Origin of the sequence: Serratia sp. BIGb0163, from assembly GCF_024809935.1 — a bacterium.
GTDB lineage: Bacteria > Pseudomonadota > Gammaproteobacteria > Enterobacterales > Enterobacteriaceae > Serratia > Serratia quinivorans.
Map to the genome: position 1 here is coordinate 1727438 of NZ_JANUDZ010000001.1, position 13511 is coordinate 1740948.

A 13511-nucleotide genomic window follows, 5' to 3' on the forward strand; every position below is an offset into this window, starting at 1 on the left:
CATGGAAGAATAAATATATGTTGCAATTCTTTAACCGCTGCTCGCAGGGGCGCGGTGCTTGGCTGTTGATGGCCCTGACTGCGCTGGTGCTGGAATTAGTTGCTCTCTACTTTCAGCACGTAATGCTGCTGCAACCCTGTGTGATGTGCATTTACGAACGCTGTGCGCTGTTTGGTATTCTGGGCGCCTCGCTGCTCGGTGCCATCGCACCGAAAACGCCACTGCGTTATGCCGCTATCCTGCTGTGGATTTACAGCGCCTGGGAAGGCCTGCAATTGGCATGGAAACACACCATGATCCAACTGCATCCTTCGCCGTTTAATACCTGTGATTTCTTTGTCAGCTTCCCATCCTGGCTGCCGCTGGATAAGTGGCTGCCTGCCGTGTTTCACGCGTCAGGTGACTGTTCAGTGCGTCAATGGGAGTTTCTGACTCTGGAGATGCCGCAGTGGCTGGTGGGTATCTTCACGGCTTATCTGCTTTTCGCCATCATTGTGTTGATCGCGCAGTTTGTGCGTCCGCGTCGACGTGACCTGTTTGGTCGTTAAGCATGCCCGAATAAAAAACGGCGCCTCAGGGCGCCGTTTTTTATGGAGTTGAGGAGACTCTTCAGAGAAAAAGCGATATCAAGTGTGCGTAAGGTAATAAACGAGCACTATCAGTGCCCCAGCGACGGCAAACAGACGTATCATTTTCATTATTTTACTCTCGGAACTTAGCGTGAGAGCGGTCAAACTACCTAACCTTCTGTATAAAAAGAAGCATCCGGGCGAGATTTGGCACGTAATTTACATAACATTAAGTTAGCGGGGGAAAACGTCTTATTCGCGGGATTACAATCTCACTTTTCCGCTATAAAATCGTACTATAACGGAACAACTTATCTGCTCTCACCCACCTTATACAAAAAAACTCATCATAGTGATGCATTATTGCATCGATATTTTGATGAAGTTTGGCCGCAAAAACCTTATAGTATCCGCAAGTTAGTATTAACGATTTCCCTGGTGTTGTTGTGTGTCTTGCCCCTCTTCTTTGCAGGGGCTTTTTTCGTTTATCGCGCCCAGCTTGGTTTGTTCATGATGTGGTCCTGCCAGTCCACCACTTCACTTTCACGTACCGCAATATGCCGCACCGTAATGCGCTCACCGTGCATCGCCGCCTTGGAACCGCTAACCAGTGGGTGCCAGGAGAATAACGGTTTGCCTTCGCCAATCAGGCGATATGCGCAGGTCGGTGGCAACCAGTCAAACGTCGTGAGGTTTTCACGCGTCAACTTGATGCAGTCTTCTTCCAGCTCAAAGCGACGTTCATAGTTGCGGCACTGGCACGATTTAATATTCAACTGGTCACAGGCTACGTTGGTGAAATAAATCTCGTCGGTATCTTCGTCGATCAGCTTATTCAGACAGCATTGCCCACAACCGTCGCACAGCGATTCCCACTCTTGTTCTGACATTTCCGCCAGCGTTTTTTGTTGCCAAAAAGGGGTTTGTGACATGTTCGCGTCCGGTATAGGTAAATGAATAGATAACCTGCGTACAGGTTTTGAGGATGCACTATATAGATATCCCAACCAAATGGAAAGGCTGAAAACACAATATAATCATAGCGATAACAATATATCTGTTTAAAAAAAATGCTATTTAAAACAACAGTATTCAGCATTAAGCGTCATGACCATCGGCCAATTTTTGTGGGCTTTCGGTGGAAAACAACACGGCTCGCATCGCTTAATTATACGTACAAATCACAGGCCTATCACCCTTTCGTTTCCCCCAGGATTATTGCCGGCCAACGCTTCAACTCACCGCTAAGATTCATCTTATAAAGCACTTTTTGCCGCCAGGAACGGCATAATCCTGCTATGTTTAATGTTCGCCTTTATAACCGAGATAGGGAGCCAAGTATGTTTGGAAAAGCAGAAGACAAGGTCAATGAAGCTGCCGGTGCCGTTGAAGAAGCCTTTGGTAAGGCAACGGACTCGCCGGATCATCAGGTTAAAGGCGCAGCCCGCAAATATGCCTCTCAGGCCAGCTACGCGGCTCGCGATGCGGCTGATACGGTGCGGACTCAGGTTGAATCCAACCCACTTGCCGGCGTGGCTATCGCCGCTGCAGTCGGGATTGTTTTCGGTTTCTTGCTGGGCCGTAAATAAGCACTTTGCCCGCCCCTAACCGAAGAAAAGACAAAAGGCCCCATGGGGCCTTTTTTAGTGCGTCTTGCTTGGCTTTAAATCACGCGAGTCGTTAATGATTTACCGTTGAGCGTGATTTTCAGCATGTCGCCTGAGCTCATCGGGCCAACGCCTTGCGGAGTACCGGTAAGAATAATGTCACCTGCGCGCAGCGTGAAGAAACGGCTCATATAGCTGATCAGCGGCAGGATCGGGGTGATCATATCGCGAGTATTGCCCTGCTGACGCACCTGGTCATTGACCGTCAGTGACAGCTCGGCATTTTGCGGATCGCCAAACTCTGCCACCGGAATAAAACCGGAGATCGGGCAAGAGCCGTCAAAACCCTTGGCTTTTTCCCAAGGCTGCCCGGCCTTCTTGAACCCCGCCTGTAGCTCACGCAGCGTCAAATCCAGCGCAACACCGTAACCGGCGATGGCCCGAGCCACTCGATCTTCATTAGCCTGTTTTAATGGCGTGCCAATCAACACTGCCAGTTCCACTTCATGATGTACCGAACCGAACTCTTTGGGGATCGCCACCGGCTGGCGGATATCGCACAGCGCCGTTTCAGGCTTGATAAACACTACCGGCTCTGCCGAGGTCGCACTACCCATTTCCTTAATATGATCGGCGTAGTTACTGCCGACACAAACCACTTTATTTACCGGAAAATCAAGTAATGAACCCTGCCAGTCTCTATGTTGATACATACCGCATCTCCCTACAATCATGTAGGGGCTTAGCTTGCTAAGCCCGTTATCCCACGCGCGGGTGGAGGTACCCTGGCCCTAATTTATTGCCCGATACCGTCAGCCATCATACCCACACCGATGGCAAAATAGTAAGAGCGATTCCAGTGCATGATCGTGCGAAAATTGTCATAAACCATGAACGCCCGGCCCTGCATGTCATCCGGCGTGATCACCCAACTGCGCAGGGTAGAATGCGGCAAGGCTGAACCATCCGCACGACGCACGCCACGTTTTTGCCATTCATTGACGCTGTGGGCCTGGCTCACTTTCAGCCCCAGGCTGTCACTGCTGAAACCGACAGGCAGTTTAACTTCCCTGCCCCAGCCTACGCCCGGTTGCCAACCTTCACGCGACAGATAACGGGCCGTAGAGGCAAACACATCATCAACGTTGTTCCAAATATCAATACGGCCATCGCCATCGCCATCCGCCGCATAATTCAGGAATGAGGTCGGCATAAACTGGCACTGCCCCATCGCACCGGCCCAGGAGCCTTTCAGTTGTTCACGGCTGACATGCCCCTGTTCGAGGATCCGCAGTGCTGCCATTAGCTGTTGGCTGAAGAAAGCTTCACGGCGACCTTCAAAGGCCAGCGTAGCCAGCGCAGATATCACGTCTTCACGCCCCTGGATCTTGCCGAATGCGCTTTCCATCCCCCACAGCGCCACCACATAACGTCCAGGAACACCGTAGTGAGCGGTAACACGAGACAACTGGGGTTGATATTGCCGGTAAAGAGCACGGCCCTGCGCTATCTTGGCCGGCGGCAATACACGTTTTAGATAATCATCCAGCGTGATTTTCTTTTCCGGCTGATTACGGTCTGCCTTAATCACTCGGTCGACAAAATGCACGTTGGCAAAAGCGCTGGCGACGATAGCCGGGCTAATGCCCTGCGCCAGCGCCTGACGTTTCAGTTGTTCTACATAGGCTGGGAACTGTGCCGGATCGCGACCGGTTTCAGCCAACGTGCCTTGTGCTGGCGCAGCAGTTGTGGCCGGTGAAGCGACCTGCGCCATCAGTTGCGGACAGACGCCAGTTCCCAGCGCCAGCAGAGCCACTATCGCTGTCTTCGCTGACCCTCTCATCACCCAGCTCCTTTGTTGGTTTGGGGTTACTGATCCAGCGTAGCCCCTGTACGCCAACGACGGTTATTTTTTGTCGTCAGACAAGTGCTGTTTTAATAAATTTTCCAGCGGCGGTGGAACCTGCAGATAGAACCCTTCTTCTTTCAGGGCCTCTTTCACTTTCTCAATATCTGCCGAGGCTAATTTCTCCCGACCTTCAAGAGAAAGCACCATTGCCAATTGCGGCGTGCCGAAACTTTTCAGCAGATCTTCCGGCACTCGGGAGAAATCGTCTTTTTTTTCGACATAAAGATAAGTTTGATCGCGTTTCGAGCTTCTATAGATCACACAAAGCATGTTTTTAACTCTATTTAATTGGGGCAGCGTCTTGCCTGGATATAACTCTGACTATAACATGCTTATAGTACTTCGGAATATCGCACCCCGATTGGTATTCCGGGGATTTAAAGTTGCTGAGACTGAGTCAGGATAGATGTCACAATCGCCAATTGAGCTAAAAGGCAGCAGTTTTACCCTATCGGTTGTTCATTTGTATAATTCGGAACCCGAGGTAATACGTCAGGCGTTACAAGAAAAAGTCGAGCAAGCGCCCGCTTTTTTGAAAAATGCCCCTGTTGTTATCAACGTTGCAACGCTGAACGGCGACGCAAACTGGAAAGAACTTCAACAGGCTGTCACGGCAGCAGGGCTGCGCGTTGTGGGTATCAGCGGTTGCAGAGATGAGCGGCAAAAACGTGCAATAGCCCGTGCCGGGCTGCCGTTATTGAACGAAGGCAAAGGCCAGAAGATGGCTCCCCCGGAACCGGCGCCCGCGCCAGCCCCGGTGGTGGATCCCAACGCCCCCGCCAAGACGCGCATCATCAGTACCCCTGTTCGTTCCGGCCAACAGATTTATGCCCGCAACAGCGATCTGATCGTGACCAACAGCGTCAGCGCCGGCGCTGAATTAATTGCCGATGGCAATATTCACGTTTACGGCATGATGCGCGGTCGTGCGCTGGCTGGTGCTTCAGGTGATACGCAGTGCCAGATTTTTTGCACGCACCTGGGTGCTGAGCTAGTCTCTATCGCAGGGCAGTACTGGTTGAGCGACCAAATCCCGTCCGACTTTGTCGGGCAGGCTGTACGACTCAGCCTGTTGGATAACGCTTTAACCATACAACCTTTAAATTAAGCCCTTTTGACAAGGAATCCATTTCATGGCACGCATTATTGTTGTTACATCGGGTAAAGGGGGCGTTGGCAAGACCACTTCAAGCGCGGCCATCGCTACCGGCCTAGCCCAAAAAGGTAAGAAAACCGTGGTGATCGATTTTGATATCGGTCTGCGGAATCTTGACCTGATCATGGGCTGCGAACGCCGGGTGGTTTACGATTTCGTTAACGTCATTCAGGGTGATGCCACGCTGAACCAGGCGTTGATCAAAGACAAGCGCACCGATAACCTGTTTATCTTGCCGGCTTCGCAAACGCGCGATAAAGACGCGCTGACCCGCGAAGGCGTTGAAAAGATCCTCAACGATTTGGGCGAGATGAATTTTGACTTCGTGGTCTGTGACTCTCCGGCAGGTATCGAAACCGGCGCGCTGATGGCGCTGTACTTCGCGGATGAAGCCATCATCACCACCAACCCGGAAGTTTCCTCAGTACGTGACTCCGACCGTATTCTGGGCATTTTGTCATCCAAATCCCGTCGCGCTGAAAGAGGCGAATCGGCGATTAAGGAACATCTGCTGCTGACTCGCTATAACCCGGGCCGCGTGAGCCGTGGCGATATGCTGAGCATGGAAGACGTACTGGAAATCCTGCGCATTCCACTGGTCGGCGTTATCCCGGAAGACCAGTCCGTGCTGCGGGCCTCCAACCAGGGTGAGCCGGTGATCCTTGATGCCGAATCAGACGCTGGCAAGGCCTATGACGACACCGTTAGCCGCTTGTTAGGGGAAGAACGCCCCTTCCGCTTCATTGAAGAAGAGAAGAAGGGTTTCCTGAAACGCCTTTTTGGGGGATAAACCATGGCATTACTAGACTTCTTTCTGTCCCGCAAAAAGCAGACAGCCAATATAGCCAAGGAACGGCTGCAGATTATCGTCGCGGAGCGTCGTCGGGGGGACAGTGAGCCCCCGTATCTGCCTGATTTGAAACGCGATATTCTGGCGGTAATTTGCAAATACATTCAAATCGACCCTGAAATGCTGCACGTGCAGTTTGAGCAGAAAGGGGACGATATTTCGGTGCTTGAACTCAACGTGACATTACCGGAATCGGAAGAAGTAACTAAATGAGTGTGACGCATTAATTACCCCCTGTGTATTTTATACAGGGGGTAACTGTATGCATAACCAGTTATTGAGATAAAAAAGACTTAATAATCGTTTTTATCCTTTGGGATTAATCTCAATTAATCTTGCGTCACGTTTGTTTAAAGTAAAAGCTACCGATAAGTGTTTTGACTTCGACTATTTCTAATAAATAATCAGAGCAGGGTTTCCTTCCCCTACCCCAACGTTTTACAGCCCGATTAATAACCCTTCAAAATGTCCTGAAGTGGTGCCGCTAATAAATCACCGCGCCATCCGCTGACTAATTCTGGCAAATTGTCGCCAACCTTCAATTTCCAATGCCAGTTCAGCAACTGGTTAATCTGCCGACGCGATGCCAACAATTCGCTGCTCAACCCGCTTTGCTCACTGGCAATGACGATCGCCGCTTTGATTTCCTTAAATACTTTCTTATAACCCGGCTGGTCGATCAGGTTCGGTAACGGCTCCGGCAATGCCGATTCTTCCAGCTCGGCGGCCTCTGCCACCAACGCCACCAGCGTTTTACCATGATAACGAATTTCAGGGCCGCTCAGCCCCAGCGAGTCCAGTTCACCCAGCGAGGTCGGCATATGACGCGCTACCTGCCAGAGGTTTTCCTCACGCACCACGAAGTTCACCGCCAGATCACGCTCACGCGCCTGACGCAGTCGCCATTCAGCCAGTTTCTGCAAGCAACCCAACTGGCGGGGACGTAATTGCCAGGCGTTGGTAATTTCACGATAGGCCAATTCCGGCGCCAGCGTCTCACTACGGCGCTGACACAACAGCAGGCATTCATTGCTGGCAGCCGCCGTCCAACCGGCCTCTTCCGTCTCCTGCACCAGCCGTTTGGCCATTGGCAACAGATAGAACACGTCCGCCGCAGCGTAGACACACTGTTTTTCCGTCAGCGGACGCGCCAGCCAGTCGGTCCGGGCTTCGCTTTTATCCAGCTCCACCTGCATGTACTCCGCCACCAGGGTAGCGAAGCCACAAGACATCGGACGACCAGTAAAGGCCGCCAGGATCTGGGTATCCACCATTGGCGTCGGTAGCGTTTTGAACGCGTTGAGGAACACTTCCAGATCCTCACTGCCGGCGTGCAGGAATTTCACCACCTGAGTGTTGCTCAGCAGCTCGATAAACGGCTGCCACTGCTTGATCGGCAAGGGGTCAATCAGGGAGAGTTGTTCACCATCGTATAACTGAATCAGGCCTAACTGCGGATAGTAAGTGCGCGTTCTGACAAATTCGGTGTCCAGCGCAATCTGGGCATGCTTTTTCGCCTGATCGCAGACCTGCTGCAATCCGGCATCGGTAGTGATCAACTGATAGTTCAAAACGTCATTCTCTTGGTCGCTTTCATGATTCAAACACAACAACGCCGGCATTCACCGGCGTTGTTGATCTGTAAGGCGTAGATGATAGCCTAGGCGGCATCGGCTGCCACAGGTTTTTTCTGCTCATCACGCAGTTCTCGCCGCAAAATTTTACCGACGTTAGACTTCGGCAACTCGTCGCGGAACTCAACAATTTTAGGCACTTTATACCCGGTAAGCTGCCGACGACAATGGGTCAACAGCTCTTCTTTGGTCAACGAGGCGTCTTTCTTCACTACGCAGATCTTGACCGCTTCACCGGAGACGTCACTTGGCACGCCAATCGCCGCGCATTCCAACACTTTCGGGTGCTGGCTGACCACGTCTTCAATCTCGTTCGGGTATACGTTGAACCCGGAAACCAGGATCATGTCCTTCTTGCGATCGACGACGCGCACAAAGCCCATCTCATCCACTGTAACGATATCGCCGGTCGCGAGCCAGCCATCTTTCAACACTTCATCAGTGGCATCCGGCCGCTGCCAGTAGCCTAACATAACTTGCGGCCCTTTAACCCACAGTTCGCCCGGCTCGCCGACTGGCACATCATGGCCATTGTCGTCCACCAGACGAATGTCCGTCGACGGCACCGGCAAACCGATGCTGCCGCTGTAGTGTTTCAGATCGTAAGGATTTCCGGTGACCAGTGGCGCACACTCCGTCAGGCCATAGCCTTCCAGCAGGTGCTTGCCGGTGGTTTTCTCCCACTTTTCCGCCACCGCTTTCTGCACCGACATGCCACCGCCGACGGAGAAACGCAACGTGGAGAAATCGAGCTTGTGGAAGTCCTCGTTGTTCAACAGCGCATTGAACAGGGTGTTCACCCCGCTCATGGCGGTGAACGGATATTTGCCCAGTTCCTTCACCAGCCCCGGAATATCGCGCGGGTTGGTGATCAGCAGATTATGTCCGCCCAGATCGATAAACAGCAGGCAGTTCACCGTCAATGCGAAGATGTGGTACAGCGGCAGCGCCGTCACCACCAGTTCCTGCCCTTCGCGGAACAGCGGTAAATAGGCCGCCTTGGCCTGTTCCAGGTTGGCCTGCATGTTACGGTGCGTCAGCATCGCGCCTTTTGCCACGCCGGTGGTGCCACCGGTATATTGCAGGAACGCCAGGTCAGAGTTGATGATATCGGGTTTGACATACTGCAGCCGGCGGCCGCGCTGCAGCGCACTGCGGAAAGAAATAGCCGCCGGCAGATGGTATTTCGGCACCAGCCGCTTAATGTATTTCACCACAAAGTTAACCAGCGTACCTTTGGCAGCGGAGAGCTGGTCGCCCATGCGCGTCAGGATCACGTGCTTTATCTGGGTGTTGAACACCACTTTTTCCAGCGTGTGGGCGAAGTTGGAGACGATCACAATGGCACTGGCACCGCTGTCGTTCAATTGGTGCTCCAGTTCACGCGGCGTATACAGTGGGTTAACGTTGACCACCACCATACCGGCTCGCAAAATGCCAAACAGTGCGATCGGATACTGCAACAAATTCGGCATCATCAGGGCAACGCGGTCACCCTTCTGCAGACCCAGTTCATTTTGCAGGTAAGCGGCAAAAGCGCGACTACGCTCTTCCAGCTTGCGGTAGGTCATCACCTCGCCCATGTTCATAAAAGCGGGTTGATCCGCGTAACGCTTAACCGCATTTTCAAACATTTCGACCAAAGATGAATAACGATCGGCGTCGATCTCTGCCGGAACATCTGCCGGGTAACGTTTTAACCAAACCTTATCCAAGGTATTACTCCTGAAATCATTATTCATTATCATCGCAGCCCCTAAATATGCAGCCAAACCATAACAATATTTTAACTCAGCAGACCAGTTTGAGTTTTAAACAATATTAAGGTTGCGATGTACGTCACTAATTGGCGCCGTTTCCCTGCGCCAAAAGGAAAAGGCGGCCGGAGCCGCCCTTTCAAAATGGTTAACTTCTCGCGAACACTACTCGGTAACTATGGTTTGCACCTGCACCGGACCAGGATTGTACCAGCCGTAACCCACGCCCCAGCCGGGGCCCCAGGTACCGCTACGCCAGCCCCATGGCCCCATTGGCGCCGGCGGCATCATCACCTGTTGGCTAAGGTGCCAGCGTTTATAACCGGTGGCGTTCATGGTGACAAACTTGTACGGCGTCATGCCAATCTTGCCGTCTCTGACGCCGGTAATTGGGCCCACCACGGTAACCAGCTGACCTTTGAAATCAACCGGTTCCAGGAAACCGTTAACAGAGGCCAGCAAGCGCCCCCGTGACGGCTCGCCCAAAATCGGTCGGGCACCGGAATCGAGCGGCACGGCGGCAATTTCCAGCACCGTACGCCCCTGCTCATTAGCGACATTCACCACGGTACCGCCAAAACGGGCCTCAGCACCCACAAACAGGTTCGGTGCATTCTGCACCGAGGACAACTGCTGCACCGGCGTTTCCGTGCTGCCTTTAATTGCATCGGGCACGGTAACGCAGCCCGACAACGCAAACGCACCACCGGCAATAGCCAGTAGCGCCATTTTTTTACTTACAGTGCGGGTTAGCATCGTCGCAATCTCCTGAAATAGCTGTAACTTTGACATCAGTTCACCGAGCAAGTTGCAGTTCATTCATATGCCGAACGCCAGCAAAGCACAATAGGTTTGCGCTATTCACGCCCCGGCAATTTTTTCCAGGTGACTTCGTTACGCAGGTAGGTCGGCTCGGCATTTTCTACCGCTACGGCCTGCCCCTGTTGCCAGGCATGCAACGCCAATGGCAGCATATCTTCCGCCTGCGGCAACAGCATTTGGCCATCACTCAAGCTTAGCGAAGAACCGGTGACCAGATCCGGATAAGTTTGCCAGCCGGTGCCAACATGCGCCCAGTGCCCCTGCAGGCCTTGCGCTCGCGCCAGCGCCTGCGGGGGTGAAAGTACCGCCTCACCTTCGCTTTCCAGCCAATGGCCGTCTTGCTGACGCTCAAACTGGCCCCAGTACACTTCACCCATGCGCGCATCTATCGCTGCCAGCACTCGATCAGCCCCGGCGACGCGCCAGGCACCCTGTGCCATGGTCTGCAAAGTAGAAATACCCAGTAACGGCAAGCCGGCGCCCAGCGCCAGACCCTGCGCGATACCGATGCCAATACGCACGCCGGTAAAACTCCCTGGGCCACGGCCAAAGGCCAGAGCATCGAGTTGATTGAGAGTGACGCCGGATTCCGCCAGCACTTGCTGCACCATAGGTAAAATGCGTTGCGTATGCTCACGTGGGCACAGTTCAAACAGGGCGTGGATTTCGCCTTGATTCCAGATGGCAACGGAACAGGCTTCCGTCGCTGTATCGATCGCTAAAATTCGCGTGGACATGCCAACCTCAGGCGGGAAAAAAACAGGGTTTTTCATACAGGGCGCGCATTGTAGCACAGCCCTGTGGTCACGCCTATCCGCTAGCGCTCTGCCTGCAGGAAGGCAATCGCCTGGGCGATATCGCGGGTACGGGGCGTCGGCGGCAGGCTGTTGAGGAACACTTCTCCATACGGCCGCATCACCAGGCGGTTATCGCAGATCACCAACACGCCACGGTCGTCGGTATCGCGGATCAAGCGCCCAACGCCCTGTTTCAGAGTGATGACCGCATCCGGCAATTGCACATCGTTAAAAGGATCGCCACCGCGCAGTCGACAATCTTCAATCCTCGCTTTCAACAAGGGATCGTCGGGCGAGGTAAACGGCAGCTTGTCGATAATCACGCACGACAAAGCATCGCCGCGCACGTCGACTCCTTCCCAGAAACTGCTGGTCGCCACCAGCAGCGCATTACCGGACTCAACAAATTGCGCCAACAGTTGGCCCTTACTGGTTTCCCCCTGCAACAGCACCGGCAAGGTCATGGTTGCACGGAACTCTTCCGCCAGTTCACGCATCATCTGGTGCGAGGTACAGAGGAAGAAACAGCGGCCGTTATTGGCCTCAATCAACGGCCGCAGCATACGCGCCAATTGCCGTGCCCCACCCGGCTGGTTCGGTGATGGCAAAAAGCGCGGCACGCACAGCAATGCCTGTTTCGCATAGTCGAACGGGCTGGCCAACAGCAGGGTTTTGGCCTTATTCAGGCCCAGACGATCGGTAAAATGCCCCATTTGCTCATTAACCGATAACGTTGCCGAGGTGAAAATCCAACTGCCCGGTTTTTCATCGAGCAGCTCGCGGAAACGATCGGCGACCGTCAATGGCGTCAGCGCCAAAATAAAATGGCGTGAGTTGCACTCGTACCAGTAGCTGAAACCGGGTTCCGTCACCTCTTTCAAACGTTTGAGGCGCGCACGATACAGCGTGGCGCGTTCGAAGGCGGCATCCAGCAAGGCTGAACGACCGAGGGACAGTTTGACTACGTCGTAGCAGAGTTCGAGCGCATCATCGAGCAACAGCAAGGCGCGCTGCACATTAGGTTGGCTTAGTACCTCGCGCAGGTTACCGCGAAAGCCTGGCTCTCCCAGCATTAAGCGGAAATCCTGCGTACTTTGGCTAAGACGGTCGGCACTTTTTTGCAGCTGCGCCGCGTCACGCACTTCGGTGCGGTAAGCAATGGAAATGTCTTTGGCCAAGTCCAGCAGTTGGCGGCTGGTTAGCTGTTTGCCAAAATACTGGCTGGCGATGTCAGGGATCTGATGCGCTTCATCGAAAATCATCACATCGGCCTCGGGGATCAGTTCGGCAAAGCCGCCCTCTTTCACCACCATGTCCGCCAGGAACAGATGGTGGTTCACTACCACCACGTCCGCATCCATGGCACGGCGACGCGCCTTGACCACAAAGCAATCTTTATACAACGGACAGTCGCTGCCCAGGCAGTTATCGTTGGTACTGGTCACCAGCGGCCAGACGAAGCTGTCTTCCGCCACGTCGCTGCAGCTGCTGATGTCACCCTCTTTGGTCATTGATGACCATTTGCGCAGATGGACCAGATCGATCAGCGCCTGTCCGGCCAGTTCGCCACCGGCCATCGACTGCTGCTCCAGACGCTCCAGACACAGGTAGTTGGATCGCCCCTTCAACAGCGCCATCTTGCCTTTGTAGTTCAGCGCCTTGGCAACGGTGGGCAGATCCCGTGCATAAAGCTGGTCCTGCAGCGCTTTTGAACCGGTGGAAATAATCACTTTGCGATCGGCCCGCAGTGCCGGTGCCAGGTAGGCGAAGGTTTTACCGGTGCCGGTGCCCGCTTCAACCACCAACTCCTGCTTGAAGTTAATGGCTTCGGTGACCGCTTCCGCCATCTGCCGCTGTGCTTCACGCGGTTTGAAACCCTTGATTGCCTGCGCCAGGGCGCCGTCTGTTGCGAAATCGTCTGTCACGCTATCTCTCTGCCGGTATTATTCAGCGTTGATTATGCCAATCCTGCCGCGCGGCTACCACCGACTTTAACGTCGAGTATTTCTGCCGATGGCTGTGATACCCTACACGCGACTATGATATGGAGATAACCGAATGAATATTGAAAGAATTGATCCCGCCGATCGCTGGTCTGAAGCCGTGGTTCACAACGACACCGTTTATTACACCAGCGTGCCGGAAAATCTGGATGATGACGCTACCGCACAGACCGCTAACGCCCTGGCGGCGATTGACGTGATCCTGGCCCGTGTGGGTTCCGACAAAAGCCGGGTGCTGGACGCCACCATTTTTCTGGCCGACGGCGCTGACTTTGCCGGGATGAATGCCGCCTGGGATGCCTGGGTGGTTGCCGGTAGTGCCCCAGTGCGTTGCACCGTGCAGGCAAAATTGATGAACCCGAAATACAAGGTTGAAATCAAAATCATTGCCGCGCTGTAAAGCAAAA

General features: G+C 53.6%; 15 protein-coding genes. 6 read left to right on the forward strand and 9 right to left on the reverse strand.

Going from position 1 to position 13511, the window contains the following annotated elements:
• Positions 1 to 17 precede the first annotated feature (17 nt).
• Positions 18 to 548 carry a disulfide bond formation protein DsbB gene (gene dsbB, locus M2406_RS08295; protein WP_012145474.1) on the forward strand — a complete coding sequence of 177 codons (531 nt, stop codon included), beginning with the start codon at positions 18 to 20 and terminating at the stop codon, positions 546 to 548.
• A 506-nt stretch (positions 549 to 1054) separates the two neighbouring features.
• Here dsbB and M2406_RS08300 read toward each other — a convergent pair.
• The gene (locus M2406_RS08300) at positions 1055 to 1501 is read right to left on the reverse strand and encodes a YcgN family cysteine cluster protein (protein WP_012145475.1); all 447 of its coding nucleotides are present in this window, start codon (positions 1499 to 1501) and stop codon (positions 1055 to 1057) included.
• A gap of 408 nt (positions 1502 to 1909) precedes the next feature.
• Here M2406_RS08300 and M2406_RS08305 point away from each other — a divergent pair, with 408 nt between their 5' ends.
• Entirely contained in the window at positions 1910 to 2158 is a 249-nt protein-coding gene (locus M2406_RS08305; RefSeq protein ID WP_012145476.1) for a CsbD family protein, read from the forward strand.
• A gap of 74 nt (positions 2159 to 2232) precedes the next feature.
• On the opposite strand, the gene M2406_RS08310 is transcribed toward M2406_RS08305, so the two are convergent.
• From M2406_RS08310 to M2406_RS08320, 3 genes are all read right to left on the reverse strand, one after another.
• The gene (locus M2406_RS08310; protein ID WP_012145477.1) at positions 2233 to 2889 is read right to left on the reverse strand and encodes a fumarylacetoacetate hydrolase family protein; all 657 of its coding nucleotides are present in this window, start codon (positions 2887 to 2889) and stop codon (positions 2233 to 2235) included.
• Between the two features lie 83 nt (positions 2890 to 2972).
• Positions 2973 to 4019 carry a lytic transglycosylase domain-containing protein gene (locus M2406_RS08315; RefSeq protein WP_218216578.1) on the reverse strand — a complete coding sequence of 349 codons (1047 nt, stop codon included), beginning with the start codon at positions 4017 to 4019 and terminating at the stop codon, positions 2973 to 2975.
• 63 nt (positions 4020 to 4082) lie between these two features.
• Positions 4083 to 4355: a YcgL domain-containing protein gene (locus M2406_RS08320; protein WP_012145479.1), complete on the reverse strand. Its 273-nt coding sequence runs from the start codon at positions 4353 to 4355 to the stop codon at positions 4083 to 4085.
• 136 nt (positions 4356 to 4491) lie between these two features.
• Here M2406_RS08320 and minC point away from each other — a divergent pair, with 136 nt between their 5' ends.
• From minC to minE, 3 genes are read left to right on the forward strand one after another with little or no spacing between them, the layout of a single operon-like run.
• Positions 4492 to 5193 carry a septum site-determining protein MinC gene (minC, locus tag M2406_RS08325; RefSeq protein WP_259189615.1) on the forward strand — a complete coding sequence of 234 codons (702 nt, stop codon included), beginning with the start codon at positions 4492 to 4494 and terminating at the stop codon, positions 5191 to 5193.
• A 25-nt stretch (positions 5194 to 5218) separates the two neighbouring features.
• Positions 5219 to 6031: a septum site-determining protein MinD gene (gene minD / locus M2406_RS08330; RefSeq protein WP_012145481.1), complete on the forward strand. Its 813-nt coding sequence runs from the start codon at positions 5219 to 5221 to the stop codon at positions 6029 to 6031.
• A 3-nt stretch (positions 6032 to 6034) separates the two neighbouring features.
• The gene (gene minE / locus M2406_RS08335) at positions 6035 to 6304 is read left to right on the forward strand and encodes a cell division topological specificity factor MinE (RefSeq protein WP_012145482.1); all 270 of its coding nucleotides are present in this window, start codon (positions 6035 to 6037) and stop codon (positions 6302 to 6304) included.
• Positions 6305 to 6540: 236 nt separating this feature from the next.
• Here the strand turns inward: minE and rnd are convergent, their stop codons facing one another.
• The 5 genes from rnd to M2406_RS08360 form a co-directional block, all read right to left on the reverse strand.
• Entirely contained in the window at positions 6541 to 7662 is a 1122-nt protein-coding gene (gene rnd / locus M2406_RS08340; protein WP_259189618.1) for a ribonuclease D, read from the reverse strand.
• 89 nt (positions 7663 to 7751) lie between these two features.
• Positions 7752 to 9440: a long-chain-fatty-acid--CoA ligase FadD gene (gene fadD / locus M2406_RS08345; RefSeq protein ID WP_017893083.1), complete on the reverse strand. Its 1689-nt coding sequence runs from the start codon at positions 9438 to 9440 to the stop codon at positions 7752 to 7754.
• Between the two features lie 207 nt (positions 9441 to 9647).
• Positions 9648 to 10238 carry a Slp family lipoprotein gene (locus M2406_RS08350; protein ID WP_012145485.1) on the reverse strand — a complete coding sequence of 197 codons (591 nt, stop codon included), beginning with the start codon at positions 10236 to 10238 and terminating at the stop codon, positions 9648 to 9650.
• 101 nt (positions 10239 to 10339) lie between these two features.
• Positions 10340 to 11041: a tRNA (adenosine(37)-N6)-threonylcarbamoyltransferase complex dimerization subunit type 1 TsaB gene (tsaB, locus tag M2406_RS08355; RefSeq protein WP_026142407.1), complete on the reverse strand. Its 702-nt coding sequence runs from the start codon at positions 11039 to 11041 to the stop codon at positions 10340 to 10342.
• An 80-nt stretch (positions 11042 to 11121) separates the two neighbouring features.
• Positions 11122 to 13026, reverse strand: a complete 1905-nt coding sequence (locus M2406_RS08360) for an ATP-dependent DNA helicase (protein ID WP_012145487.1) — start codon at positions 13024 to 13026, stop codon at positions 11122 to 11124.
• A gap of 133 nt (positions 13027 to 13159) precedes the next feature.
• Between M2406_RS08360 and M2406_RS08365 the strand changes: the two genes are divergently transcribed.
• Complete coding sequence (locus M2406_RS08365) at positions 13160 to 13504, forward strand: RidA family protein (protein WP_012145488.1); 345 nt, start codon at positions 13160 to 13162, stop codon at positions 13502 to 13504.
• The last annotated feature ends 7 nt before the right edge of the window (positions 13505 to 13511 follow it).

What these genes read in the sequence shown, in the direction of transcription:
- dsbB (WP_012145474.1), top strand. Translation starts at nt 18, where the DNA reads ATGTTGCAATTCTTTAACCGCTGCTCGCAGGGGCGCGGTGCTTGGCTG.
- M2406_RS08300 (WP_012145475.1), bottom strand. Translation starts at nt 1,501, where the DNA reads ATGTCACAAACCCCTTTTTGGCAACAAAAAACGCTGGCGGAAATGTCA.
- M2406_RS08305 (WP_012145476.1), top strand. Translation starts at nt 1,910, where the DNA reads ATGTTTGGAAAAGCAGAAGACAAGGTCAATGAAGCTGCCGGTGCCGTT.
- M2406_RS08310 (WP_012145477.1), bottom strand. Translation starts at nt 2,889, where the DNA reads ATGTATCAACATAGAGACTGGCAGGGTTCATTACTTGATTTTCCGGTA.
- M2406_RS08315 (WP_218216578.1), bottom strand. Translation starts at nt 4,019, where the DNA reads ATGAGAGGGTCAGCGAAGACAGCGATAGTGGCTCTGCTGGCGCTGGGA.
- M2406_RS08320 (WP_012145479.1), bottom strand. Translation starts at nt 4,355, where the DNA reads ATGCTTTGTGTGATCTATAGAAGCTCGAAACGCGATCAAACTTATCTT.
- minC (WP_259189615.1), top strand. Translation starts at nt 4,492, where the DNA reads ATGTCACAATCGCCAATTGAGCTAAAAGGCAGCAGTTTTACCCTATCG.
- minD (WP_012145481.1), top strand. Translation starts at nt 5,219, where the DNA reads ATGGCACGCATTATTGTTGTTACATCGGGTAAAGGGGGCGTTGGCAAG.
- minE (WP_012145482.1), top strand. Translation starts at nt 6,035, where the DNA reads ATGGCATTACTAGACTTCTTTCTGTCCCGCAAAAAGCAGACAGCCAAT.
- M2406_RS08350 (WP_012145485.1), bottom strand. Translation starts at nt 10,238, where the DNA reads ATGCTAACCCGCACTGTAAGTAAAAAAATGGCGCTACTGGCTATTGCC.
- tsaB (WP_026142407.1), bottom strand. Translation starts at nt 11,041, where the DNA reads ATGTCCACGCGAATTTTAGCGATCGATACAGCGACGGAAGCCTGTTCC.
- M2406_RS08365 (WP_012145488.1), top strand. Translation starts at nt 13,160, where the DNA reads ATGAATATTGAAAGAATTGATCCCGCCGATCGCTGGTCTGAAGCCGTG.